This window comes from Vibrio sp. S17_S38, from assembly GCF_014694375.1.
Lineage (GTDB): Bacteria > Pseudomonadota > Gammaproteobacteria > Enterobacterales > Vibrionaceae > Vibrio.
Genome location: NZ_JAAUWW010000006.1, coordinates 41,184 through 63,147, shown reverse-complemented (window position 1 = coordinate 63,147; position 21,964 = coordinate 41,184). Strand labels below are relative to the sequence as shown.

31 protein-coding genes are annotated in these 21,964 nt (G+C 42.5%); 20 read left to right on the top strand and 11 right to left on the bottom strand.

Annotation, left to right across the window (positions count from 1 at the left end; all coding sequences use genetic code 11):
* From HC725_RS06445 to HC725_RS06410, 8 genes are all read right to left on the bottom strand, one after another.
* Positions 1-1,518, bottom strand: coding sequence for a DNA cytosine methyltransferase (locus tag HC725_RS06445; protein WP_190331005.1), 1,518 nt, complete (start codon positions 1,516-1,518; stop codon positions 1-3).
* Positions 1,519-1,587: 69 nt separating this feature from the next.
* Positions 1,588-2,568 (bottom strand): nucleoid-associated protein, encoded by a 981-nt coding sequence (locus HC725_RS06440; protein ID WP_190331004.1) that lies wholly within the window; start codon positions 2,566-2,568, stop codon positions 1,588-1,590.
* Positions 2,569-2,616: 48 nt separating this feature from the next.
* On the bottom strand, positions 2,617-3,204 hold the full coding sequence (locus tag HC725_RS06435) for a 3'-5' exoribonuclease domain-containing protein (RefSeq protein WP_190331003.1): 588 nt from the start codon (positions 3,202-3,204) through the stop codon (positions 2,617-2,619).
* Positions 3,197-3,532 carry a hypothetical protein gene (locus HC725_RS06430; protein WP_190331002.1) on the bottom strand — a complete coding sequence of 112 codons (336 nt, stop codon included), beginning with the start codon at positions 3,530-3,532 and terminating at the stop codon, positions 3,197-3,199. The genes HC725_RS06435 and HC725_RS06430 overlap by 8 nt, the downstream gene beginning before the upstream one ends.
* Positions 3,533-3,535: 3 nt before the next feature.
* The gene (locus HC725_RS06425; protein ID WP_190331001.1) at positions 3,536-3,769 is read right to left on the bottom strand and encodes a DUF7220 family protein; all 234 of its coding nucleotides are present in this window, start codon (positions 3,767-3,769) and stop codon (positions 3,536-3,538) included.
* 56 nt (positions 3,770-3,825) lie between these two features.
* The gene (locus HC725_RS06420) at positions 3,826-4,194 is read right to left on the bottom strand and encodes a hypothetical protein (protein WP_190331000.1); all 369 of its coding nucleotides are present in this window, start codon (positions 4,192-4,194) and stop codon (positions 3,826-3,828) included.
* Between the two features lie 159 nt (positions 4,195-4,353).
* Positions 4,354-5,046, bottom strand: a complete 693-nt coding sequence (locus tag HC725_RS06415; RefSeq protein WP_190330999.1) for a DUF1281 family ferredoxin-like fold protein — start codon at positions 5,044-5,046, stop codon at positions 4,354-4,356.
* Between the two features lie 64 nt (positions 5,047-5,110).
* Positions 5,111-5,371 carry a hypothetical protein gene (locus HC725_RS06410; protein WP_190330998.1) on the bottom strand — a complete coding sequence of 87 codons (261 nt, stop codon included), beginning with the start codon at positions 5,369-5,371 and terminating at the stop codon, positions 5,111-5,113.
* 166 nt (positions 5,372-5,537) lie between these two features.
* On the opposite strand from HC725_RS06410, the gene HC725_RS06405 reads away from it, so the two are divergent.
* Both HC725_RS06405 and HC725_RS06400 read left to right on the top strand, forming a co-directional pair.
* The gene (locus HC725_RS06405) at positions 5,538-6,128 is read left to right on the top strand and encodes a hypothetical protein (RefSeq protein ID WP_190330997.1); all 591 of its coding nucleotides are present in this window, start codon (positions 5,538-5,540) and stop codon (positions 6,126-6,128) included.
* Positions 6,129-6,140: 12 nt separating this feature from the next.
* Positions 6,141-6,509, top strand: coding sequence for a hypothetical protein (locus tag HC725_RS06400; protein ID WP_190330996.1), 369 nt, complete (start codon positions 6,141-6,143; stop codon positions 6,507-6,509).
* Here the strand turns inward: HC725_RS06400 and HC725_RS06395 are convergent.
* A complete protein-coding gene (locus HC725_RS06395; protein WP_190330995.1) occupies positions 6,494-7,192 on the bottom strand; it encodes a LexA family protein in 699 nt (232 codons plus the stop codon). The two genes, HC725_RS06400 and HC725_RS06395, sit on opposite strands and share 16 nt — an antisense overlap.
* 105 nt (positions 7,193-7,297) lie before the next feature.
* Here HC725_RS06395 and HC725_RS06390 point away from each other — a divergent pair, with 105 nt between their 5' ends.
* The 8 genes from HC725_RS06390 (at position 7,298) to HC725_RS06360 (ending at position 11,415) form a co-directional block, all read left to right on the top strand.
* A complete protein-coding gene (locus tag HC725_RS06390; protein WP_190330994.1) occupies positions 7,298-7,540 on the top strand; it encodes a helix-turn-helix domain-containing protein in 243 nt (80 codons plus the stop codon).
* Positions 7,541-7,610: 70 nt separating this feature from the next.
* Positions 7,611-8,150: a hypothetical protein gene (locus tag HC725_RS06385; protein ID WP_190330993.1), complete on the top strand. Its 540-nt coding sequence runs from the start codon at positions 7,611-7,613 to the stop codon at positions 8,148-8,150.
* Between the two features lie 105 nt (positions 8,151-8,255).
* The gene (locus HC725_RS16795; RefSeq protein ID WP_274601392.1) at positions 8,256-8,381 is read left to right on the top strand and encodes a hypothetical protein; all 126 of its coding nucleotides are present in this window, start codon (positions 8,256-8,258) and stop codon (positions 8,379-8,381) included.
* Positions 8,381-8,647, top strand: coding sequence for a hypothetical protein (locus HC725_RS06380; RefSeq protein WP_190330992.1), 267 nt, complete (start codon positions 8,381-8,383; stop codon positions 8,645-8,647). The genes HC725_RS16795 and HC725_RS06380 overlap by 1 nt, the downstream gene beginning before the upstream one ends.
* Positions 8,644-9,477 (top strand): hypothetical protein, encoded by an 834-nt coding sequence (locus tag HC725_RS06375; RefSeq protein ID WP_190330991.1) that lies wholly within the window; start codon positions 8,644-8,646, stop codon positions 9,475-9,477. The genes HC725_RS06380 and HC725_RS06375 overlap by 4 nt, the downstream gene beginning before the upstream one ends.
* A 17-nt stretch (positions 9,478-9,494) precedes the next feature.
* Positions 9,495-10,232: an ATP-binding protein gene (locus HC725_RS06370; protein ID WP_190330990.1), complete on the top strand. Its 738-nt coding sequence runs from the start codon at positions 9,495-9,497 to the stop codon at positions 10,230-10,232.
* Positions 10,229-10,822 (top strand): MT-A70 family methyltransferase, encoded by a 594-nt coding sequence (locus HC725_RS06365; protein WP_190330989.1) that lies wholly within the window; start codon positions 10,229-10,231, stop codon positions 10,820-10,822. Before HC725_RS06370 ends, HC725_RS06365 begins: the two co-directional genes overlap by 4 nt.
* A complete protein-coding gene (locus tag HC725_RS06360) occupies positions 10,819-11,415 on the top strand; it encodes a hypothetical protein (RefSeq protein ID WP_190330988.1) in 597 nt (198 codons plus the stop codon). Before HC725_RS06365 ends, HC725_RS06360 begins: the two co-directional genes overlap by 4 nt.
* 31 nt (positions 11,416-11,446) lie before the next feature.
* Here HC725_RS06360 and HC725_RS06355 read toward each other — a convergent pair whose 3' ends face one another.
* Both HC725_RS06355 and HC725_RS06350 read right to left on the bottom strand, forming a co-directional pair.
* A complete protein-coding gene (locus HC725_RS06355; protein ID WP_190330987.1) occupies positions 11,447-12,466 on the bottom strand; it encodes a Kiwa anti-phage protein KwaB-like domain-containing protein in 1,020 nt (339 codons plus the stop codon).
* Between the two features lies 1 nt (position 12,467).
* The gene (locus HC725_RS06350) at positions 12,468-13,085 is read right to left on the bottom strand and encodes a hypothetical protein (protein ID WP_203219068.1); all 618 of its coding nucleotides are present in this window, start codon (positions 13,083-13,085) and stop codon (positions 12,468-12,470) included.
* A 444-nt stretch (positions 13,086-13,529) separates the two neighbouring features.
* Here HC725_RS06350 and HC725_RS06345 point away from each other — a divergent pair, with 444 nt between their 5' ends.
* The 10 genes from HC725_RS06345 to HC725_RS06305 all read left to right on the top strand — a co-directional run bounded on the left by HC725_RS06345 (position 13,530) and on the right by HC725_RS06305 (position 21,956).
* A complete protein-coding gene (locus tag HC725_RS06345) occupies positions 13,530-13,841 on the top strand; it encodes a phage holin family protein (protein ID WP_190330986.1) in 312 nt (103 codons plus the stop codon).
* Entirely contained in the window at positions 13,841-14,260 is a 420-nt protein-coding gene (locus HC725_RS06340) for a M15 family metallopeptidase (RefSeq protein ID WP_190330985.1), read from the top strand. Before HC725_RS06345 ends, HC725_RS06340 begins: the two co-directional genes overlap by 1 nt.
* The gene (locus HC725_RS06335) at positions 14,235-14,669 is read left to right on the top strand and encodes a DUF2570 family protein (RefSeq protein WP_190330984.1); all 435 of its coding nucleotides are present in this window, start codon (positions 14,235-14,237) and stop codon (positions 14,667-14,669) included. The genes HC725_RS06340 and HC725_RS06335 overlap by 26 nt, the downstream gene beginning before the upstream one ends.
* On the top strand, positions 14,551-14,805 hold the full coding sequence (lysC, locus tag HC725_RS16900) for an Rz1-like lysis system protein LysC (protein ID WP_446751354.1): 255 nt from the start codon (positions 14,551-14,553) through the stop codon (positions 14,803-14,805). The genes HC725_RS06335 and lysC overlap by 119 nt, the downstream gene beginning before the upstream one ends.
* A gap of 313 nt (positions 14,806-15,118) precedes the next feature.
* Positions 15,119-15,589 (top strand): hypothetical protein, encoded by a 471-nt coding sequence (locus tag HC725_RS06330; protein ID WP_190330983.1) that lies wholly within the window; start codon positions 15,119-15,121, stop codon positions 15,587-15,589.
* Between the two features lie 16 nt (positions 15,590-15,605).
* On the top strand, positions 15,606-17,717 hold the full coding sequence (locus HC725_RS06325) for a terminase gpA endonuclease subunit (protein WP_190330982.1): 2,112 nt from the start codon (positions 15,606-15,608) through the stop codon (positions 17,715-17,717).
* On the top strand, positions 17,714-17,914 hold the full coding sequence (locus HC725_RS06320; protein WP_190330981.1) for a hypothetical protein: 201 nt from the start codon (positions 17,714-17,716) through the stop codon (positions 17,912-17,914). The genes HC725_RS06325 and HC725_RS06320 overlap by 4 nt, the downstream gene beginning before the upstream one ends.
* On the top strand, positions 17,907-19,421 hold the full coding sequence (locus tag HC725_RS06315; RefSeq protein WP_190330980.1) for a phage portal protein: 1,515 nt from the start codon (positions 17,907-17,909) through the stop codon (positions 19,419-19,421). Before HC725_RS06320 ends, HC725_RS06315 begins: the two co-directional genes overlap by 8 nt.
* Positions 19,393-21,456, top strand: coding sequence for a ClpP-like prohead protease/major capsid protein fusion protein (locus tag HC725_RS06310; RefSeq protein ID WP_190330979.1), 2,064 nt, complete (start codon positions 19,393-19,395; stop codon positions 21,454-21,456). Before HC725_RS06315 ends, HC725_RS06310 begins: the two co-directional genes overlap by 29 nt.
* A 161-nt stretch (positions 21,457-21,617) precedes the next feature.
* Positions 21,618-21,956 carry a capsid cement protein gene (locus HC725_RS06305; RefSeq protein ID WP_190330978.1) on the top strand — a complete coding sequence of 113 codons (339 nt, stop codon included), beginning with the start codon at positions 21,618-21,620 and terminating at the stop codon, positions 21,954-21,956.
* The last annotated feature ends 8 nt before the right edge of the window (positions 21,957-21,964 follow it).

Below are 21,964 nucleotides of genomic sequence, written 5' to 3'. Positions count from 1 at the left end.
TTAAGCAGCAACCTGCTCGGCTACTATGTTCACATTCATGTTTGCTTCGACTAAGGCTTTAGCTACAAGCGGCGGTACTGCATTGCCACATCGAGCAACTTGTTTAGTTTTTGAAAGCTTCTTACCTGAGCTGTCGTGTGCGATCACATAATCATCAGGGAAACTTTGTGCGGCAAATAGTTCGTGAGGCTCAAGCATACGCATGCCGATATCGACAATTTGATATTGTTCGCCTTTGATGGTGACTAATCCAAAGCGGTCTTTAGTGGTTACGGTACCAAGAGGGCGATCTAGTTCGTGGCCTGTGCTCGTTCCGTAATATTGAATTAAGAACGCTCGAACCTCACCAATATGCAAGCCGCCGGCTGAAATGGTGTGAACTGGCTCATCAGTTGCATGACCAATATTGTCACCTCGCAGTTTTACCATGTGGCTAGTAACTAAGGCGTTGTGATCCACTTGCGTTACGGTAGCAAGTGGGGCGTTCATACTTGAACCATTTGCACCTGTAAAATGTTTAGCAATGAATGCGGTTACAACGGCAAAATTTAGGCCTTGGGTTGCCGATGTTAGTGTTCGTAATGGTTCATTTCCCGCAAAAACTCTTTGATTCGATGAATTGGCGTATTCGGTAATAAACGGTAGGGCATGTTTTTCAGGTACGATAAACGGATTGTCATTATTGAATATAAATTTATCTAAGCCTTTAACAATGCGTTTGATAGTTGCTTCCACTAGTGGTTTTTTACGCCCAAAAATAGACTTAACCGGAATACTCCAATCGATGATGTCTGCAGCCGTTCTATAAGGAAGTAACCCTGAACCTTTTACACCGTGCGTTGGTAGGGGCCATTGAATATCCTCACCATCGTTACGAGCGACTAGAAAGAAGCGCTTACGAATAGTCGGAGCACCATAATCGCAAGCACGAAGCACGTTCCATTCAATGTTGTAGCCTAAGCCGCGTTCAAGCTGCTCATACGGGAATTCGTCACCAATAGCCGTTTTGATTTCATCCCATGCCGGGTGATGGATATCTAAACCCGTTGATAAAGCTTTAATGAATGCCTCAAAGGTTTCGCCTTTACGATCAGGGCACGGCTTAAACTTACCAGGTGATACTTCAACAACTGGCCCCCATGTCAAAAACTCTTCAACATTCTCAAGCATCAACATTCGCGGTTTAACTAATGCAGCCCAACGAACGGCTACCCAAGCAAGGCCACGAATACTTTTATCTACTGGTCGATTGCCTTTCGCTTTTGAAAAGTGCTTACAGTCTGGCGAGAACCAAGCCAAACCGACAGGGCGACCATCGCATGCTTCAATCGGGTCAACATCCCATACAGATTCGCAATAGTGTTTTGTGTCTGGATGGTTTAGCCGGTGCATGTCAATAGCGTCAGGATCGTGATTGATAGCAATATCGACTGATCGGCCTAAAGCCATTTCAATACCAGTGGAAGCACCGCCACCTCCGGCAAAATTGTCCACGATAATTTCATTTTTATTAATCATTTTTATCTCATTGCACGTAATTAAAAAGGTTTAAGTAACCCGCCAGTGGTCAGCTGGCAGGCGTAATAATTAAGCTCGGGTGATTTGGTCTTTTAGGTTTGGTGGTGTGCCTTTGATTGTTAGCGTGTCGGTTTCTGCATCGTAGAACACACGTTCGCCAAGCAATAAGCGGTCGAATGAAATGTTTAAGCCACCGCCTGCACCTTTGAACTTCACTAACTTCTCGATCATTGTTTTATCGACAGGGATGGAATCTGCTAACTCGTAGCCGTTGTCCATGATGTAGTCTTTTAAATTTGATTCACTAGTACCATCAAGCTCAACAGAAAGTTCTTCTAATGTGATTTCATCGCCTCTCTTGTCTGCATTGAAACAACAATCTTTCGCGACTTTTAGCGCATAGGGATGATCTTCTTTATTCCATCCTGAGTTAACGAAATCCTCAACCGCTTGCATTAACACTTGGTTTTGGTGTTTCTTGTCGAGGGTAATTTCTAACCCAAGAAAATCGATGAAGAAATCACTCACGCCACGGCCAGCACGACCTTTTAAAAATTGAACATAACGGCCAGTTTCAGAATTGATTTGATATTCTGTTAAGTTAATTCGAGCCGCTAAAGTGATGCCTTGAATATCTAGGTAGCTAATAGGGTTGATAGATGGTTTGTTGCTAAGGTCGATCGCTTGAGTCTTAGGTATTAATGTAATCATCATGTATTCAGTGGCTAATGATTGATAGCGAGCGAACATCAATACACCTGTATCAGCAAATGGATATTTAGTTAACTCATCACGTAATCGAACAGATGAAATCTCGGCTTGTTCATCAAACTTAGGCTTATGTCTTAGTGCCCATTGAACAGTTGATTCCGGCTTAAACACACCATAACCACGGGTAGGTTTACTGATAAAGGTGTTATGAACCGAATGCACAATATGCTCGGTACCTGCATTAATTGGTGCCTCTGTTTGGTAGTTTTCAATGATCAGTTCGTCTTGGTCATTTTTGACTAACTGACAGAAAAAGATGTTTTTTAAAGTAATACTCATTGCACGTTTCCTTATTTTCTAGGGTTAACCACTATGGTCAGTAGCGGGTTATTGTTTTTCAGGCATTATTAATAGCGACAATCTTGAAAACTCTTGCTTAGCCGCCACCATCTGCATTGCATCACGCCAACAATCACAAAGGCTGTTATGGGCGACAAAACCTTCTGGTTCATCGTTTTCTATATAGCCCTTTGTTCCATCCGTTAATGCATCAATGTAGGTGCGAACATCGCGAAAAGCGTTGTATTTGATTGGCATTTTTACGCCAAAGTCTTTGCATAGACTCGCTAGCTTTGGTGGATCGAAGTCAGTACCACGGCAATAAACTTGAGTACCTTCTACAAATTCAAAGAATTCTTCTAACGATTCTTTTACGGATTCTTGTTCGTCATAAAATGCAGCATTTTTAGCTTCGTCACTTTGCTTTTGCCACCAAGCAATCGTGCCTTTTTCGATAGTGCGGCCTTTTAATATTTGCTCTGAAATACTCAAGTTAACGTGAAACTCGCATTCAGTGTTGAGTTCTAATTTGTTTACATGACGGTCAAACTTTACCGCTGAAAGAGTCAGAATGATTGAGCCGTTATCAATGCCACAGGTTTCCGTATCGAATACGGTTGTGTTGTAGTTAGTCATTTTTCACCTTTAAATTAGTTGGGATTGCAAACACCGCTACTGGGCCATCTTCGGTATCATGGATAGAAAATAGAAACGCATCTTTATGTTTGGCTTTCGGTTGCCATTCTGCACATGCGCCACCATCTTCCTCTTCAAAATATCGTTCGTATAATTCTTCTGAGGCATCAGATTCAAACCAAACTGTTTCGAACGTGACACAATTATCTCTACACCATTTATCGATTTGCTCTTTAGTCGGATACTCGCAACCATCAAACTCTGGAAAGTTTCGGTGTGTCCAAAACCCATTTTCATCACGATTTATTATTTCTTCCTTTATAGCCATAAATCACCTCATATCCCCAATTGGATTACTGTGTAGCTTGCGGTTAAAAAAGCGGCGTAGGGTGTAGCTACGCACGATAGAAATTAAGGTAAACCACAAACCAATTAATACGTTGTCGCTCAGTGACACATCGATGCCGAAGAACGGGAAGATGAGCAGCTGGCTGAATAGGGCTACGAGATAGCCGATCAGCACATTGCTTACGCTCTCAATCAAGCTGTGTTTTTTACTTTGCATCGTCTTTGTTCCCCCTTAAAACCATGAAATAAATAACTGCGCAGGCGATGGTGTAACTAATTATGCTCATTGGTCGCCTCCAAACTTAGGTTGGTGATCGTTAAGCGGTTGGTGGTGTGAAAGCAATTTGAATCGCCTTTGAATAAACCACCTTGTTTTAACTTGGCGCATCCTGCGGGTAAATCTTCTCCGCAATGCTTACAGGTTCCGAGTTCCTTGCGCTTGGTTTCCACTTCACGGTGAAAGCGAAGAATCATAAGTTGAACGGTTTGGCTGTTATCAAGGCTTTGATTTGGCCAGCCGTAAAACTCGGTGATTTCGTTTAGCTTTTCGAGTTCTTGTGAAGACACACCAATGCGTAATATGGAGTTATTTTCTCGATAACGTTTTTGACGTTCAGCTTGAGTTAATGGCCGCTTGCCCATTGCACATGTCCTTAAAATTGAATGTTTTGGTTGAACATTCACACTCAGGGTAACGTATTGCACGGTGGTCAGCCGTGGGGTACACTGAAAGCGAGATGTAAAAGTCTCATTGCACATAGTTAGCCCCTGTCGGTTTGGTCACTGGCGGGGGCTTTCTTGTTAATCTTCTATGTAATTAAATTCCTTATCCATTCCCCAATCAGTTGGATTGCCATCTGGATGCTTGATTTTGAATGCAAATTCAGCCCAATATTTTTTTTCTGATTCATTTTGTTCTGAATAATTAGGCGCAATATTTTGTGTAGTGATATTGCCATTTTGAATGGTGTAAAAACCGCAATTTGAACCTAAATCTTCATCGGCGTAATTAACCTTGATTACTGAGTTCGGAAATTTTTTTGATATAAACAGGATTACTGGAGCAGGGTGAGACCAAGCAGTATCGAATGTAACCTTACAATCTGTATTTATTTCAGCACTTTGATCATAAGCATTCCACTTTGTACCCCAAGCATTTCGTGCAAAATCCATAACATGGTAAAACCCATGACTTCGCTTGTTACGCATCATTTGGACAAATTGTTCAAAGCACTCATCTGTCATTTCAATTGCATTGGTTTTCAGTCGATTAATTAACTCCAATTTTGCAATAAGCTCATTATTAGAGGTCGGTTCCATACACATTAAATTCGCTGCGCTTTCTGCCGCCAAATTAATACCTAAAGAACTACCTAGCTCTAAATCTTGGTGTTTGGGAATTATTAAATTGAAATCGACTAATCTATCTCCGTTAAGCATTGATTCTATTACGGCAGAGTCGGATTGAACGATTGTGGTTACATGGTTTGGCATAATTTGTCCTTATTAAGAGAAAAGTCTCATTGCACATAGTTCTTGCTTGGGTTTAACGCTTGGCTTAGTGGTCAGTTAAGCGGTTGTCGATCTGTTGCCAGGTGGTATTGGCTTCTTGTACCAATTCCAATAACTCGGGTTGAATTTGTACTTCCAAGTTATCGTCTAGCTTTTGCATCAAAGCGTTGAAATGAGAAAACTTAGCGTGAATTGGATCAGAAGCCGGGATGTGGCTCATTGACGCTTGCAGCTCGTCTTGGTTGTTGCGGAACATAGCAAGGCTAGTGGTGACGCCTGTTAGTTCATTTAGAGTGAGTGTGTTCATTGATCTTCCTTATTAACTGTAACTATTGGTTATAGTATTGGTTTCTGTTTTATTTTGTCAATAACTATTGGTTACTTATTTTGTATTTTTTTAAATTGGTCTAAAAAACAATTAACATGATGAGTTATAAGGGATTAGTAATTCATTGATCTAAATAGGAATTTAAATGAATGTTGAAGCAGCGATAATTGGTGCGATAGAAAACAAAGAAAAGATTGTGATTGCATATCATGGAGGAAGGCAACCTGGAGCTGTTAGAGAAATAGGTCCGATTAGTTATGATGATATGACGGGCAAGGTTAGGGCTCGTTGTTATAGTACCAATGTAGTGAAAAGCTTCTTAATTGAGAAAATTCAAATAGATAATTTGGATTTTCATCAGCCTAGAACAAGAGAGGTACCTATTCAAAGTATGGATTTTTCCTCTTTAAGTGAAATGTATGAACATACAAAAGATACTCTTGAAGGCTTAGGTTGGTCGGTTATTTTCAATGCAGAGGATCTTACATTGGAGTTATTTGAACGATTTAAAAATGGGAATCTGAAAAAGACATCAACGATAAGTCTTGCTTATGAAGAATGGATTATTGAATCCGCGTATAATGTGCAACTTGGGGAATTTGTTGAATCTAAGAGAGAAAAACAAAAACCATGGACTGTCAGAGCTAAAAAGAAAACAACTACAAATTTTTTGATTTTAGGTAAAGCAGCAAATAAATTTCTAGTACATGCGGAAAGTTTAGCTCCACTAAAATAGGTAAATAAGTTAATGAAAAAACGAATGTATGCTTTAGGTGCTTTGTTGTTAATCGTTCTTACAGGCTGCAACAGCCAACCCAAAGCGGTAGATCAAGCAAAAGATAAATTGTGGTGGGAATTTCAAGACAACATAGCTAAGGCAACATGTAAAACACATGAAGTAGAAACGGTTTGGCTTATTGATTGTAAAACTAGTGAGGCTAACCATGCTTTATTCTGGGTTCAGATTCATTCTGATACGGAATACACGGTTTGGGCGGCAAATGGAAAAGCAATGCAATATAAGGATAAGTTCACTAAAACACCTGTAAGTGATTTTTACTTAAACGGAACTTACCCTAATGTAGAAAAGGCTCTGAAATCCTATTCAGGATCATAACTACCAATAACGACGCCATCAATTTCAATGTTATCTTCAACAATTGGCGGGAACTGTGGGTTTAGTGCTTTAAGGTACCATTCGCCATATTCATTCTCGGCCAATTGCTTGAAGGTGTAGCCCTTTTGAGTTCTAGCAACCACTCGCTTGCCTACTTCTGGCACTTTCTTCTTATCAACAAAAATAATCATACCTTCAGGGTAACTTCTGCCGTGGGGCGCAGTCATGGAGTCCCCAACAACTCGTAATGCATAAGTTTCTTCTGATGCATTGGGAGAAGGGCACATGATCATTTCACAGTCTTGAGGTAAGACTTGAGTATCAGAAGGGCAAAATTGACCAGCCTGCACCCAAGAAATTAACGGCACCAACCGAGCTTTTACAAAATGAGTATTTTCTACAGTATAAGAAGGTGCGCTTTCATTTGTAGCGTGCGTTTCTTTTGCTTGTCCACCTAGCAATTCTTCTACAGTAGAGCCAACGATCTCGGCAATATCTGCTAACCGCTTAGTGTCAGGTATCGCCTCACCGACTAACCATTTACGGATCGCAACTAAAGAAATATCAAACGGCAATTTCTTGCGTAAATATCCAGCTCGCCCTCTAACCGGTATTTCCTTTTTATCACAAGCAGCATTAAGTCTTTTAGAGAACTCTAGAGCTTTATTTTCGTTGTAATTCATATCTAGATTCCGAAGTTTTTAACCAATGGTTATTCTATTCTGTTTGACATGTAACTATCAGTTAGTGTTTAATTATCTAACCAATAGTTAGTAATGGAGTTAAGGATGAAAATTAATATCGTTACCAAGGTCATTGATGAGTATTTCAATGGCTCTATGAAGCAAACCGCAGATTACTTCGGTGTTTCTTATCAGGCCGTTCTTAAATGGGTTGAACAAGGTGAATTCCCTGCTAAATACGGACGTATGGAACAAGCACATGTATTAACTGGCATCGAATACAAGCAGTTAACCCCATCGGCTTTTACGTTACCTGATAACCACAAGTTACAGCATGTTGCTGCTTAATTCGTGAACATCGCTTTTCTGTACAAACAAACAGTAATTATTTTTACCTATTAACCAAAGGACATAACACATGAAAAGTTTTAAAGCCGTTATGCGTAACGCACTTGAAAGTTGGCAGTGTGAACTTTCAAAAGATGCAATCACTAGCAAAGTGGCGCGTAAATATCACGAGCTGGATTTAGCGCATGAAGAAGATGCTCAACCAAAACAGCTATTAAAACCGGTTGGGGCAGATGATAAAAATAACTGGCAAAACTTCTTCCGCTATAACGAGCGCACCAGTGTTGAAGCCAAAGCCACTATGTTGGATTTGCTGCCTGCCATATTAACCGCCATGCCAGCGCAACGTGCGTGTGAAATGCTAAACCGCTTTTTAGGGCCACTTGGGTTTTCGGTTGCCGTGATTGGTGCCAATGATACCAAAGCCGACCGAGATAAATTATTGCATGACCACAACAAAGAAACCTCAGAAGCCTTTCAAGCGGTGATTTCATTAGGTGAGAACGCGAGCATTGACCAGCTGCGTGATGCTTACCGTGAAGTCGTAGAGGCGAAAGAGTCTCACTCGCCAATCTTGGAATATTTGGAAACCTTGATTTCAAAAAAATAGGCAGCAAAAAAGCCGCTTAATGAATGGCAAATCTGTGCCGTGCCTGACCAGCACAATGCGCACAAAACCGATCTTCAATATAAAAAGTAAAAAGGACTATGTGCAATGAGACTTTATAAAGTAATCAAAGGTGGCGTTGACCACTACATGATGTTTGATGGAAAAGCAGAGCAAGAAATCACACGCGAGGAATTCGCTCGCCTTTGGGTTGAGAATGGAGGGCGTGTGTGATGGGCGCTAATGTATTTTTACAGTCGTTAACTTACCAAGCTAGAAGCACTCTAGAAAAGTGTGTAGTGATGTATTTCGCACAAAGCTGTGGCTCTGATGCTGTGGTATCTATTTCTCTGCCAAAAATATCTAAATGGTGCGTAGCATCTGAGCAAGAGATCAGTGAGCTTATTCTTGATTTAAAGCGTCGAGGTATTTTGACACCGGATTTTCATCGAGTAACAGATGAACCCGTTTGGAAATTGAATTTCAAGGGGGTGCTATGAACCTTATTGAATTACTCGATCGCCCAATCGCTTTTCACCGTCCATTCGTTGAGCTTGGCCTTGGTATTTCTGGTGCGTTGTTCTTGAGTCAATCGCTATATTGGAGCCGTAGAACGAACGCCTCTGGCTACTTTTACAAGACTCAAGATGAATGGGAATCTGAAACAGGTATGAGCCGCAGAGAGCAAGAAACCGCTCGTAGAAAGCTCAAGTCTTTAGGAATTCTGGAAGAGAAAAAGCAGGGTGTCCCTTGTCGTGTTTTTTACCGAATTAACGATGCCAAGCTACTCGCTTTATTGGATGAAAAACAGCAAGAAAAACAGTCAAATCCAGATTGTACAAAAGCGCCAAACCAGTATGGCGGAATGCGCCAAACTAGAATGGCGGAAAGCGACACACTAGATTGCACGAATCCGCCAAGCAGTGATGGCGGATCTGTACAAACTAAAACAGAGACTACACAGAGACTACCAGAGACTACTAACAAAAAGACCGCGTGCAAAAAGCTTGTTCTTAAATCTCGTTTAGAAAATTCTGAATTACCTGCACAGCTCAACACAGTCGCTTGGGCCCAATGGTTAGATTATCGCGCCAAAGTCAAAAAACCTTTCAAAACGCCTCGCGGTGAACGCCGTGCTATGAATGAACTCATCAAACTTAGCCAAGGTGACCAGACTCTACAGCAGCGGATTGTGGATCAGTCGATTGATTTTGAATGGGTTGGGTTGTTTGAGCTTAAGACTCAGCGTGGCAGTGGCAAACCTAACGTACCGCTAGCAAACCAAGTCGCTGCGGCTGATGCGGATTATTCTCGGCCTGATGGTTTTTAAAAAAGGGATTTTTGATTATGAGCGTATTTGAACGATTACAACGTTGTGTGCCGGCACATGTGCAACCCAAGTTTACAACCGTTGCAGAAATGCGAGCCTTTCACGAACAGGAAGCCGCCAAGCTTAGCCGTGAAGTGTACGACCAGTGCCAAGCCACCAAAGTTAAAAACGTGATTGGCCGTTGTGGTATCAAGAAAAAGCACCTGAACTGTGCGTTTGATAATTACTACACCGAGCGAGCAGAACAACGCCAAGCCTACCAAATCGCCAGCAGTTTGTTTGCAGGGTATTGCAAAGGTGCCGTGCGTAATTTTGTATTCAGCGGTCGCCCTGGTACGGGTAAAAATCACTTAGCTTGTGCCATTGGCAATGGGTTGTTAGCGCGTCAAAAATCGGTGGTAGTGATCACCGTGTCGGATTTGATGATGCAATTGCGTAACTCATACCAACCAAACCCAGAAGTGACCGAAACGCAGATCATCAAACACCTAAGCCAAGTAGATTTATTGATTCTGGATGAAGTCGGTTTGCAACGCAGAAACAACAACGAGGCGATCATGCTCAATCAAATCATTGATAACCGTTACATTGCCGATAAACCAACGGGCGTACTCACCAACCTAGCCAATAGCGAATTGGTGGAATGCTTAGGCGAACGAGCTGTAGAACGATTGATGGAGAACGGCGGTCAGTGGGTACCGTTTACGTGGGATAGTTATCGTAAGTCGCATGTGAAAACAGGGAGGGCAGCATGAATAAAAAGTACCAAGTGATTTATGCCGATCCTCCTTGGGCGTTTAATTCCAAGAAAAGCGGTGGAAATATGAATTCTGGCGCAGCGTCTCATTATGATTGTATGAGCATTGATGATTTGAAAGCCTTGCCAATTGCAGACCTTGCTGCAGATGATTGTTTACTTGTTATGTGGTGGGTAGGTGCAATGCCACAAGAAGCGATTGATTTGGTTAAGGCGTGGGGCTTTACGCTTAAAAACATGAATGGCTTTGTGTGGGAAAAGCTCACCATCAAGAACAATCCATTTTTTGGCATGGGTTATTACACGCGAGCGGGATCTGAGTCGGCCATTATCGCCACTAAAGGCAAGTTTAAACCTGCGAGCCGTAGCGTTCGTGCTGTGCGTCGTGCTGTGGTAGGGCGTCATAGTGAAAAGCCGAATGAATTTCGTGACGACATTGTGCAGTTAGCCGGTGATGTTCCAAGGCTTGAATTATTTGCTCGTATCGCCACACCCGGTTGGGATGTGTTTGGTAATGAATGTGATGGTTCTATTCATATTGAGGCTGAAGAAAGTGATCAAAAAGAAAGCATGGAGGCAAGCGCATGAAACCAGAAACCTTATTAGCCAAATTCAATTTAAAAGGCATTAACTATGAAGCAATGCAAGCCGCAGGTGGTAAAGGTTTGTTTGGTTTAGATGAACAGCTCGCCATGGTGGGGATCACATGGAAAGAATCCCCAGTAGGTTTTTTGGTGTTGTTCGTTGAATGCCTAGGTGATCAACACAGTGCCAAATTACTTTATCAATCCACTTTGGTTGAAGCACAACGTTTAATGCAAGACTTTCGTGGCACCTACCCAGACAAAGCATTACAAGCGTTATGCGTCACGGCAATCATGGAAGCCTGCAACGCCAATGGCCGAATCTGCCCAGAATGCAATGGCAGTGGAAAGGTTCGAGGTCGTCACTCGAATCGTAATATTCGTAAGTGCATGTGCTGTACCGATGGCCGCATTGAATGGGAGATGGAAACGCGCTTTTCAGTATTTTGCCAAACCTTGCCGATCACATACTCACGTTTTAAGGCTTATCATCCCGTGTTACCTGAGTTAGTTAAATGGTTGTTAGGTCAAAGAACGGCTGCGATGCTGGCGATGATGGAAAGATTGGTTGAAGAAGAGAGGGAGGCGGCTGCTTGATGAAGTTAGCGCTCATTTTGAGCGCTTTTACTTATTTAGCTGGGTTTACTAGACTTCCGCTATCTGTTGCGTAGTATTTTTTAGTAGTCATCCCTTGCTTATAATAATCATTGAGCAGTTTAAGGAAATTACGTCCCTGCTTTTCATCTTCTATAACGATTTTACCGTCACCGTTGATTGTAAACTCTTCACCTTGGAACATTTGAAGTACTCCATTCATGGATTGTACTTCATCTTTGTTCAATGTGGTGTGATTGCCTTTTTCTGCAATATGAGCAAGAGTTTTTCTTAATGATGGCTTGTGTAGGATTGCTTTTTCAATGATATCTAGCCCTTCAACTAGATTAAAATCTTTAATTGTATTTAAAGTTTTTTGTGCAGCTTCGGTAAATTCAGCTTCAAGACCTACAATAGATTCAAAGCTTTTCTTATGAAAAACATAAAATTGCTCTTCAATATAGATACAGTCGATCTTATCATCAAAACTAACCACGCTTCCATCAAAGGTTTTTAGTTCTCCACCAGATTTGTCAAACATAGCTGAAATACGTTGTAAGACATCCTGGGGTTCATTAGTGGTTACTTTCCCCCGGCTTATCTTCCGAAAAGAATAAGTTAAGCTAGGACCCTGTTGAACTTTAATGCAATAAGCCCAAAGGTTATCCTGGATATCCGTCAATGAAGTGAGTTCTGGGATTTTGTCTGACTTTATATTTTCATTAATGACTTGAGCAAAAGATATGGCATTGTTCATTGCATATGCGTAAATCTTGTTATCAATATCATCATCAATGACAGTGTAATTCTTCATTTCAATATCATCTTTAGACGCATGAGAAATGATTTGATTTGAAAGGGTCTGCTTGAAGAAAGTTGATATATCAGGCGCTATGGGGGATTTAATTAGTTTGAAATCATGCTTATCTGTAACTTTTGCATTTTTATTCATGCCAGATTTAAGATGCCGTGTTACAAAATACAATGACACTTTAGCTTTTTTATCATCCTTTAATTGTTCAGCATACTCTAAAAGATCTTCTAGTTTTAACATATTAGTCCTTAGTTGTTTCAGCGTAAAAAAGTTTTGGTCCGACATCTTCAATATCTAAAATGTCATCTTCTTCTAAGTATTTTGATGTGGTTAGGAACATGCCATTCCTTGTCTTTTGACTTTCAATGTCCAGGTAACTGACTTGGTATAATGTATATTTAATACTTATTGTGGGATTGATAAGTATCATGCTGGAGTTTATGTAAATTAATGCGGTTACTGTAAGAAGGATTGCTATAGGAACAACATTGGTTAATGTTGATAAGTCTTGAAATACAAAAGGGATTACATATGTAAACAGGTAGCTGATTGATTCACTATTTTTATTTTCAATATCTAATACTTTCACTGTTCTCCCACTTGTTTGGCATCTTCGTTTTACGTTATTCAAGAATAAAGTTAATCCCAATATGCCAAATAAAGAAAGGATAATTAAGAAACTGACAGCTCCAAAGTATTTAGAGAATGTAATTATTGATTGGTAGTTTATGCCACCCCAATTTAAATAGTCACTATATGTGTATATTTGGACAAAACACATAATAAAAAATAGAGGGAGATAGGATACGATAAATAGTGATAGCCTTGCCCCTAACTGTAATTTATTTATTCTCATCATTCCCTCTACCTTTGTACCTTGCATTCTAGTGTATATGAGTAAGCAATGCATCGGTTTTGTTGTTTCGCATATCACATAGATTACACTTAAATACTGTTTTTTTATACAGTGATTGTTGTTTTTTATTTTCCGTAGAACATTGACACTCACCCTAACTTGGTACACAATTACCACGTTGGATAGCCTCACCTAATCGGTGGGGCTTTTTTGTTTCTGACATTTGAGTGTTACCAGAAGCACTTGTTACCCGTTAATCTGGCATGTGATGTTGACGTATTCCGCATGTGGCCGAGTGGCAGGAATGAGGTAGGGCAGCCAACCCTTTAATAAATAAGTTAGGCAATATAATTTGATGATTCTCAAGCGCCTTCGCTTTTCTCTTCACCGAGACAAGCAGGCGCTTTTTTTCGTTCTTATAAACCAAGAGTGCAATTTGAGGTGGCTATGCCAGAAAAAGATCCGAGTGGCTATAGCTTGCTGGCTTACGCACTGTTCATTTTAGTGGCTTTGTGGGGTGGTGTTGTGACTTACGTTATTAACCTACGCCGAAGCAGTTCGGCTTTTGTGTTTCGTGATGCTTGCATTCAGGCATTTATTTCCGGCTTTGTTGGTGTGCTGACCTCGCTATTGTGTTGGTACATTCAAGCACCTATCCCGTTGGCTGGGTTTCTGGCTGGCATGTCTGGTTACATGGGTACCAAAGCATTAACGCTATTTGAAACCCGTACTTCAAAAATTATTAGTGGTGAAAAGTAATGACTCAATATTATTTAAGTGAGCGTAGCGAAAATCGTTTAAGCGGCTGTCACCCTGATCTTGTTCGCGTGGTGAAGCGTGCTATTCAGATAGTTGGTGTTGACTTTACTGTGTCGGAAACAGTGCGAGCGGAAGAGCGCCAGCACGAGCTTTACTATGGTACGCCTAAGAAAACGTGGACGCTAAACAGCAAACACTTGATTCAAGATGATGGCTATTCTCATGCAGCTGATTTGGTGCCGATTGAGAATGGTGAATGCGCGTGGGATAAATGCCCGTTAGTCGCTGAGGCCATGTTTAAAGCGGCGGAAGAAGAAGGTGTGAAGATTCGTTGGGGTGGTGACTGGAACCAGAACGGATCAAGCAAAGATGAAGTACAAAGGGGGAGTTACGATGGACCTCATTTCGAGCTTATTTAGTGGCATGCTTGCCAAGGTTGCTCCCATTCTTTTGATTTTGTTGGCGTTCAGTATGGCGGCTAATTACTTGCAAGAGGCACGCAATGACAAATTGAGCGCTGAGAACAAGTTAATCAAAGAGCGCTTAGGTGATGTGATTGCAGAAAACCAAGCGTTATCGGCTTTGGTTGAAAAGCGAAAGCAAGAGCGTGATATGAATCAGTACTTGGTGGATCAACTCAACCAAGACAACCATAAATTGCAGCAACAAGCCTCGCAAACTCAAACCCAAGTAAGAACGGTGATTCAACATGAAGAATGTTCTCACACTGCTATTCCTGATGCTGCTACTGAGCGGATGCGCGAGCAATACCAGAGTGGTGACTCAGTACAAAACGATAGAGCGCAAGCCGCCTCCCAATTTGATTAGCCCTTGCTTACGTCCATTTAATCAACCGCCTAAAACCTATGGTGAAGCGGTGGAGCGTGATCCTATTTGGCATGCTAGTTGGCGATCGTGTGCGAATCAAATAGAGCAGCTACGCCAGTTTTATCACATCCAATAGTTTTTATAACCAGTTTCGGGCAGATGATGCACTTGCACATTTGGGTGGTCGTCCACCGTATCTTTATTCATCTGCCCGTTTTTATTTTCTCGGTGCTTACTTTTCCAGGTGGCCTGCAAGCGTCGGTTCCTCGCTGTCTTTTGTGTTAGCCGTGATAGGCGTCCTTACCTTAGCGCATAAAACGAATCAAAAAGGAACAAGCCCCGTCGTATCTACGGACATGGTGTAACGTCAGCATTGGCGACTCTTTATAGAGGATGGCGTGACAGCTGGAGAGACAGCTTAACAATTTATTAATAACGGATAGGACACAATGAACAATGAGAAACGATTTTGGAATACCACGGAGTTAGAGCAGTTTGGTAAACATCGTTCAACTATCCGTAAGAATTTAAAAGCGGCAGGTATTGAGCCTGTTGCCTTCAAAGGTGCAACACCGCTTTATGATGTTGTGCAAGTCGCGCCGTATTTATGCCAACGACCAGTAAAAGAAAGTGATGCGCCCGATCTAATGGGCTTTAGAACAGCTGCTGAGTTACGTGCGTATATTCAAGCGCAAACCGAAAAGCTCAACTTAATGGCGGCAGCTAGCGAGACCATTTCTAAAGTGGAATACGAACAAGAAATCGGTGCGCTAATTGGTTCGATTAAATCATTTAAAGACAAAGTGATTACCCGAATTGAAACTGCGATCCCCGATGTTACTACCCATCAACTAGAAGAATTAGAACGCTTATTAAACTTTGATTTGGGCGCGCTTTCAGAACAAATCGAGCAAGAGTAATAGGTGAGGAAGCATTATGAGTTTGAATACTTTCGACCCTCGCTTAGATGTGCAGTTTGCTGATGCGTCACAAACCCGTCGAGATTTAGCTTACCTTTGCAAGCCCACATCAAAAACACCAGTTGAAGCAGCTGATGATGGTTTGTGGATCTCTGATGGTACCGATGCAGTTAAGTTCTTATCGAGCCAAGTGCCCTATATGCGCGAGCCGTTGAACAGTTTATCTCGCCGTATTTATGAAGCTGAAATTTTAATGGGGCCAGCACGTAGCGGTAAAACCAAAGCATTGGTGGAAGGGTGGATAAATTACACAGTGACACAAGCGCCTGGCGATATGTTGCTGATCTACTCCACCAAGAAGAAAGCCGAGAGCATTTCTAAAAAGGATTTATCTCGCGCATTTTCAGCTACGCAAGACATTAACAAGCTAAGAACGGGGCGAAAATCAGACGACACCTTAACCTATAAGCACTTTTTAAATGGCATGAACCTGAACTTAGATTCTGCCACTGAATCGAGCTTATCCGCTGAAACCTTTCGCTATGCAGGTATTTCTGATTATGACCGTGCCGATGATGGTGTGGGGGAAGAAGGGAGTAAGTTTCGATTACTACTTAAACGTATTCAGAATGCCAAAAGCTCAGGCATGGCAATGGCCGAAAGCTCTCCAGGTCGTGTGGTTCGTCATCCGGTACCCGAGGAAAAGCTAGGCCAACATGAGGCACAACCTTGTGGCGGAATTGCTCAGCTTTATAACCAAGGGGATCGCCGTCGTTTCTATTGGCTTTGCCCTGATTGCAATGCATGGTTTCAGCCTTTATTTGAAACGCTTAAATGGGATGACTCGATAGAAGACTTTCAGAAAAAAGCGAAATCAACGGTATGCACTTGCCCTCGTTGTTCGCATGAAGTGAATGAGAAACAAAAACAAGACCTGAATTTAACGGGGCGCTGGTTCCGCGAAGGTGAAGTAACCCAGTTTGGTGAGCAAGTGTTTGATGAGTCAGAGATTCGTCAATCGAAGTGGGCCACGTTCTGGTTTGAAGGAGTGGTTGCCTCTTATCAAAGTTGGGAAAACCTCGTTTATAACTATTTAACCGCACAAAAGATTTATGACGAAAGCGGTGATGAAGACTCGCTGAAATCGTTTTTTAACGTCGATGTTGGTCGTCCTTATATTCTGCAAACGCAAAGTAATGATGTAGGTGCTCATGAGCTTCAAGAACGTGCTGAACAAGCACCTTATGATCGCGCTGTCGTGCCTGTTGGTGGTCGCTTTCTTATTATGTCTATTGATGTACAAGGTGGTAAGTCTAACCCTCGCTTTATTGTGCAAGCTCAAGTCTTTGGTGAAGGTTTGCAAAGATGGGTTATTGATCGCTATGAAATTCTTACTAACCCGAATCGCAATAATGAACGGGTAAATCCTGCCATCTATGCCGAAGACTGGGATTTGTTGATTGAAACAGTGATCAAGAAAACCTATCCATTGGCAGACGGTTCAGGCCGTGTGATGAAACCTTATTTAACTCTGTGTGATTCTGGTGGTTCGAGTGCTTTAGGAAATGAAAAAGCTAAGAACAAAGCGACGAGTGTGACCGATCAGGCGTATCAGTTTTATAACCGGCTTAAAGGAAAAGGCTTAACCCATTTATTCCGTTTAGTGAAAGGGGGAAGCAATCGCAATCAAGAGAACTTGGTGAAAGAAAGCTTCCCAGATAAACGTTCCAAACTCGCACATGGCGAAATTCCATTATTAATTCTGCATACCAACCGCTTAAAAAACCGTGTGGCTGCCAGTTATGGCCGTGCGGAATTTGGTTCGCGTTTCTTTTGGTTGCCGAGTTGGGCCAGTCGAGATTGGTTCGATGAGCTGACGGCAGAATACATCAATGAAAATGGTGATTGGCAATGTCCGGATAAAACGCGCAATGAATCATTCGACCTTTGTTGTTATGCCGAAGCCGGAATGCACTACAAGGGCGGTGATGAAATCAATTGGGATAACCCTCCTAGTTGGGCGCAAGACTGGCAGTTGAATAGCAATGTGGTTGATGCGGATCAGTCGCCTGTTTTCGAGCGTAAAAAGAAGAAACGCTATAACCACTCCAGAGGAATTTATGGATGACGAATAAAGAACGATTAGCGTTTTATCTCGAAGCCGAAAAGCGAATCTTGTTGAGCCAATCGGTGGAAACGGCGTATGGTGAAAAGCTGACGTTAGCGAACTTGGCCAGTGTGCAAAGTGAAATTAAACGTCTGCAGAACTTAATCGCTAATGAAAGCCGTAAGCGTGGTGTGATTCGGAGGAACTACCTTGAGTAATATCATTGATAAAACGATAGGCTTCTTTAATCCGAGCGCAGGCATTAAACGAGCCGAAGCGCGAAAGTTATATAACCGATATACCGCTGCATTACCTGCCAACCCTCACACCAAAAAGCGCAACCTGAAATCAACGCAAAGTGCTAACCAATTAAACCGTGATGCAAAGGCGTTGATGCAACGTGCTCGCCACATGGATGAGAATAATCCTTTTGTGACAGCCATCTTAGATGAGTTATGTGCCAATGTCGTGGGTGCAAACGGGATCATGGTTGAGCCTCAACCACTCGATAGTAAAGGCGAAGTGCATGTTGAGTTTTCACAGGCGATCAGTAAATGGTTTGAGCTGTATTCGCTTAATCAAAATATTGATGGGGAGTTAAGCCGAGCGGAAACCGAATGGCTTTGTGCGCGCACTTGGTTGCGTGATGGTGAAGTGTTTGGCCGTATGTATTCGGGTTATATCTCTGGTGTTGAATACCCAACCAAAACCCCGTTTGCGATTCAGCCGTTTGAGCCAGATTTTATTCCTTACCATATTAGCGAGCCTGAACGTGGCCAACTTGAGGGGATCACCCGCAATAAGCTAGGGCAGGCGATCAGCTACTTGATTCAAAAGAACTCGCTAGGGTTTGAATTTGTTGAGGTCGAAGCTGAGCAAATGCTTCACCTGAAGTTCACTCGTCGCTTACATCAAAACCGTGGTGTGACCTTGTTGCACTCTACGCTGGATTTGATTGCAGACTTGGAAGATTACGACCAGTCAGAGCGGATCAGTGCGCAGATTGCCAGCCGTTTTAGTTATTACATTAAGCGTGATGCTGGCAGTAATGGTGATGGTGATAACTTAGAACGCGATGGGGATTTATTCCTTGGAATGGGGAACAGCTTTGAATTAGCGCCCGGTGAAGATGCTGGAATTATTGAAAGTAACCGCAAGGAGTCGATGAGCTCGCCATTTCGTGAATCACAAATGCGTTTAGCCAGTTCCGCCAGTGGCGTGAATAACAGCGCGGTGACTCGTCATTACGATGGAAGCTACTCAGCGCAACGACAAGAGTTGGTCGATAGCTTTGCGCGTTATCGAATCTTGCAACGTAAATTCGTGACCAGTTGGACCCGTCCGCTTTATCGCAAGGCTCTACAAATCGCTATTTTAAACGGTGAATTGCGAGTGCCTAAAGACGTGGATAAAGACACCGTTCTTAATGCGATTTATCAAGCGCCGGTTATGCCTTGGATTGATCCTGCTAAAGAAATGGTAGGCATCGAAAAAGGTACTCGACTTGGTTTGAACTCACTCAGTTCATACCAACGCGAGCGCAACATTAATCCATTGGCGACCCGCCGAGAAGTTCAAGCAGAACGCAAAGCCATGAATGATATGAACATTGTTTCAACGGCTGATCCTGCTCATAACGTGGCAAGCGATATTCAATATTCAGATAGCCCAAATACAGAAGATAATGGAGACGGCAATGCCAAAACCAAATCAACCAAAAGCTAAAACGTGGTTTACGCTAAAAAATGAAGGTGAATCCGCTCCTGTTAAGGTTTGGATTCACGGTGATATCGGTTCTTACGATATTGAAACCATTGATTTAATCAAGGCATTGCAGTCGGTCGGTAGCCAAGATGTTGAGTTTCGTATTCAAAGCTACGGCGGCAGTGTTTACGAAGGCTTGGCAATGTTCAATGCCATTAAAGCGCACAAGGGTAAAACCGTGGGTGTGGTTGATGGCCTAGTGGCTTCGATTTCATCTTACTTCTTAATGGCGTGTGACACGATTAAGATGCCAGCCAATGCCACTTTGATGATTCACAACCCCGCCATTGGTGCGTGGGGCGGTGAAGATGAAATTCAAAGTGCGTTAACTCAACTGCAGAACGCCAAAAACACCATTGCTGATGCTTATGTTGAACGCAGTGGTCAATCGCTAGGCGATGTATTGGCGGCAATGGAAACCGAAACATGGTTTACCGCACAAGCTGCACTTGAGTTCGGCTTGATTGATGAAGTGATCGATGCGGTCAATCTTTCGAATTGCTTAAAAGAAATTGAAGCGGATTCATTGAAAGCCTTTAAGCATCCACCAAAAGAATTGTTGAACCAACTAGAGCCGGTTGAAAGCGAACCTGCACCTGAGCAGGAAAACCAACCAAACGAAATCCCATTAGCTGCGAGCGCAGCATCTTCTAAAACCGTTCCCACTGCGAATGCGCAAAGTGAACCAACAACACAGGTAAGTAACATGCCAAAACCAAATGACAACCCTGAGCTGCAAGCTGCAGCGAAAAAAGAAAATGCTCGCCAAGCGGCTATTCGTGGCTTATGCGCACAGCATAAAATCAAAGACGAGCTATTAAATGAAATGCTCGATGATATGAGCTGCAGTGAAGAAGTCGCAGCGTCTAAAATCCTCACTGCATTGGGTGAATATTCTGGTGCGGGTACGCGTAATATTCCTAACAACTTAACCAATACGGCTGTGCATGCTGGTAACGGTAATATCGTAAAAGACTCACTACAAAATGCTTTGAATGCTCGCTGTGGTGTTGGTGAGATTGAAAAGGGTAACCCGTACAAGCTCAAATCGTTAATGGATATGGCAGAGATTGCGGTAGGTAAAGATGCAAGCTTATGTTCAACCAAATCTGAATTGGTTGCTCGTGCATTTAATACCGGTGACTTTGCTGAAATCATTACCGAAGGTGTTCGTACGGTAATGCGCGATGAAGCGAAAGTTCGTGCGCCATTGTGGCGTGAGCTCGCCAACACGGAAAACCTACCGAACTTTAAAGAAACTGATTTGGTGATGGTCGATGATGCGCCTGACTTAATGGCGGTTTCAGAAGATGGTGAATACAAACAAGCCATCATCAAAGGTTCGGGTGAGAAAATTCAATTGGCTACCTTTGGCCGTGAAGTGGCGATCACTCGACAAGCGATCATCAATGATGAAATCTCGTTACTGTCTAAATTACCTCGTAAGTTCATGCAATCTGGCTATCGCCTGTCTGACAAGCTAATGTTCAATGCGATTTTGGCAGGCAAGATGGGAGATGGTAAAGATGTGTTCCTAGCTGGCACGGCAAATAAGTGGGGCAACTTAACCACCGGCATTGCTAAAGGGGATTATGAAGCCCTGATTATGGCGTTGCATAAATCATTTGCCACTGCGACAACCAGTGAAGGCGATGCATTAGATCTGCGTGGTGAGTTCTTATTGGCCAGCCCTGACCATGCCTCAATGTTAGAAGCGGTACTGAACACGGCAAGTAAGCCCACAGAGTGGAATGCCGCTTATAAGAAGTTCAATAAAGTCATTGAGACCGCGCGTATGAACACGGTGAATGGTGCGATTGGTTTAACGTCGAAAGATTTTGATTCGGTCATTATGGGTTTCCTAGACGGTCAAATGGACCCGTGGCTTGAGACAGGTGATGGCTTTAGCTCAGATGGTGCTAAGTTCCGTATTACTTACGATATTACTTCGAAAGTGTTGGATCGCCGTGGGATATCCAAAGCTACGTTTGCCTAGTTTTTTACTTCGTATTTGACGCTGTAGCGTTGTTGACTGCACTTGCTCACCCCAATCACATAGGCAAGCTATGCTCATGGGGCTTCGCTCATTTGCCGCCTAGCTACAGCGCCAATTACTTTGTAAAACGATATTAAATATTATTTAAAGAGAGAATCATTATGCATTTAGCAGAAGGTATTAAAATTGCGATTATTGGCCCTGTCGGTGGCCTGAAAAAAGATGTGCCGGTGCAATATGGTCAGTTGGTTATTGTACCAAATTACAACCTTGCCGAAGGTGAAGCGGGTACCGCACGTTGGACCGGTTTATTTGACGGTCCAATTAAAGAAGGTGATGTGCCGACCTTTGCAGGCGAATACGCGTACTTTGATGCAACCGATAAAAGCTTCACTAAAACACAGCCTGCCGATGGTGTGAAAAATGCTGTTGGTGTGTTTATTGATGGTGGTGTGTTACTGACTGGCGAAATAGTCGCGCCAGAAGAACCAGCAGCGTAATTAAAAGG

What these genes read in the sequence shown, in the direction of transcription:
- HC725_RS06445 (WP_190331005.1), bottom strand. Translation starts at nt 1,518, where the DNA reads ATGATTAATAAAAATGAAATTATCGTGGACAATTTTGCCGGAGGTGGC.
- HC725_RS06430 (WP_190331002.1), bottom strand. Translation starts at nt 3,532, where the DNA reads ATGGCTATAAAGGAAGAAATAATAAATCGTGATGAAAATGGGTTTTGG.
- HC725_RS06345 (WP_190330986.1), top strand. Translation starts at nt 13,530, where the DNA reads ATGCCAGAAAAAGATCCGAGTGGCTATAGCTTGCTGGCTTACGCACTG.
- HC725_RS06405 (WP_190330997.1), top strand. Translation starts at nt 5,538, where the DNA reads ATGAATGTTGAAGCAGCGATAATTGGTGCGATAGAAAACAAAGAAAAG.
- HC725_RS06425 (WP_190331001.1), bottom strand. Translation starts at nt 3,769, where the DNA reads ATGCAAAGTAAAAAACACAGCTTGATTGAGAGCGTAAGCAATGTGCTG.
- HC725_RS06340 (WP_190330985.1), top strand. Translation starts at nt 13,841, where the DNA reads ATGACTCAATATTATTTAAGTGAGCGTAGCGAAAATCGTTTAAGCGGC.
- HC725_RS06390 (WP_190330994.1), top strand. Translation starts at nt 7,298, where the DNA reads ATGAAAATTAATATCGTTACCAAGGTCATTGATGAGTATTTCAATGGC.
- HC725_RS06320 (WP_190330981.1), top strand. Translation starts at nt 17,714, where the DNA reads ATGACGAATAAAGAACGATTAGCGTTTTATCTCGAAGCCGAAAAGCGA.
- HC725_RS06415 (WP_190330999.1), bottom strand. Translation starts at nt 5,046, where the DNA reads ATGCCAAACCATGTAACCACAATCGTTCAATCCGACTCTGCCGTAATA.
- HC725_RS06400 (WP_190330996.1), top strand. Translation starts at nt 6,141, where the DNA reads ATGAAAAAACGAATGTATGCTTTAGGTGCTTTGTTGTTAATCGTTCTT.
- HC725_RS06435 (WP_190331003.1), bottom strand. Translation starts at nt 3,204, where the DNA reads ATGACTAACTACAACACAACCGTATTCGATACGGAAACCTGTGGCATT.
- HC725_RS06335 (WP_190330984.1), top strand. Translation starts at nt 14,235, where the DNA reads ATGGACCTCATTTCGAGCTTATTTAGTGGCATGCTTGCCAAGGTTGCT.
- HC725_RS16795 (WP_274601392.1), top strand. Translation starts at nt 8,256, where the DNA reads ATGAGACTTTATAAAGTAATCAAAGGTGGCGTTGACCACTACATGATG.
- HC725_RS06395 (WP_190330995.1), bottom strand. Translation starts at nt 7,192, where the DNA reads ATGAATTACAACGAAAATAAAGCTCTAGAGTTCTCTAAAAGACTTAAT.
- lysC (WP_446751354.1), top strand. Translation starts at nt 14,551, where the DNA reads ATGAAGAATGTTCTCACACTGCTATTCCTGATGCTGCTACTGAGCGGA.
- HC725_RS06350 (WP_203219068.1), bottom strand. Translation starts at nt 13,085, where the DNA reads ATGATGAGAATAAATAAATTACAGTTAGGGGCAAGGCTATCACTATTT.
- HC725_RS06370 (WP_190330990.1), top strand. Translation starts at nt 9,495, where the DNA reads ATGAGCGTATTTGAACGATTACAACGTTGTGTGCCGGCACATGTGCAA.
- HC725_RS06310 (WP_190330979.1), top strand. Translation starts at nt 19,393, where the DNA reads ATGCCAAAACCAAATCAACCAAAAGCTAAAACGTGGTTTACGCTAAAA.
- HC725_RS06380 (WP_190330992.1), top strand. Translation starts at nt 8,381, where the DNA reads ATGGGCGCTAATGTATTTTTACAGTCGTTAACTTACCAAGCTAGAAGC.
- HC725_RS06440 (WP_190331004.1), bottom strand. Translation starts at nt 2,568, where the DNA reads ATGAGTATTACTTTAAAAAACATCTTTTTCTGTCAGTTAGTCAAAAAT.
- HC725_RS06420 (WP_190331000.1), bottom strand. Translation starts at nt 4,194, where the DNA reads ATGGGCAAGCGGCCATTAACTCAAGCTGAACGTCAAAAACGTTATCGA.
- HC725_RS06355 (WP_190330987.1), bottom strand. Translation starts at nt 12,466, where the DNA reads ATGTTAAAACTAGAAGATCTTTTAGAGTATGCTGAACAATTAAAGGAT.
- HC725_RS06410 (WP_190330998.1), bottom strand. Translation starts at nt 5,371, where the DNA reads ATGAACACACTCACTCTAAATGAACTAACAGGCGTCACCACTAGCCTT.
- HC725_RS06305 (WP_190330978.1), top strand. Translation starts at nt 21,618, where the DNA reads ATGCATTTAGCAGAAGGTATTAAAATTGCGATTATTGGCCCTGTCGGT.
- HC725_RS06375 (WP_190330991.1), top strand. Translation starts at nt 8,644, where the DNA reads ATGAACCTTATTGAATTACTCGATCGCCCAATCGCTTTTCACCGTCCA.
- HC725_RS06385 (WP_190330993.1), top strand. Translation starts at nt 7,611, where the DNA reads ATGAAAAGTTTTAAAGCCGTTATGCGTAACGCACTTGAAAGTTGGCAG.
- HC725_RS06325 (WP_190330982.1), top strand. Translation starts at nt 15,606, where the DNA reads ATGAGTTTGAATACTTTCGACCCTCGCTTAGATGTGCAGTTTGCTGAT.
- HC725_RS06365 (WP_190330989.1), top strand. Translation starts at nt 10,229, where the DNA reads ATGAATAAAAAGTACCAAGTGATTTATGCCGATCCTCCTTGGGCGTTT.
- HC725_RS06330 (WP_190330983.1), top strand. Translation starts at nt 15,119, where the DNA reads ATGAACAATGAGAAACGATTTTGGAATACCACGGAGTTAGAGCAGTTT.
- HC725_RS06360 (WP_190330988.1), top strand. Translation starts at nt 10,819, where the DNA reads ATGAAACCAGAAACCTTATTAGCCAAATTCAATTTAAAAGGCATTAAC.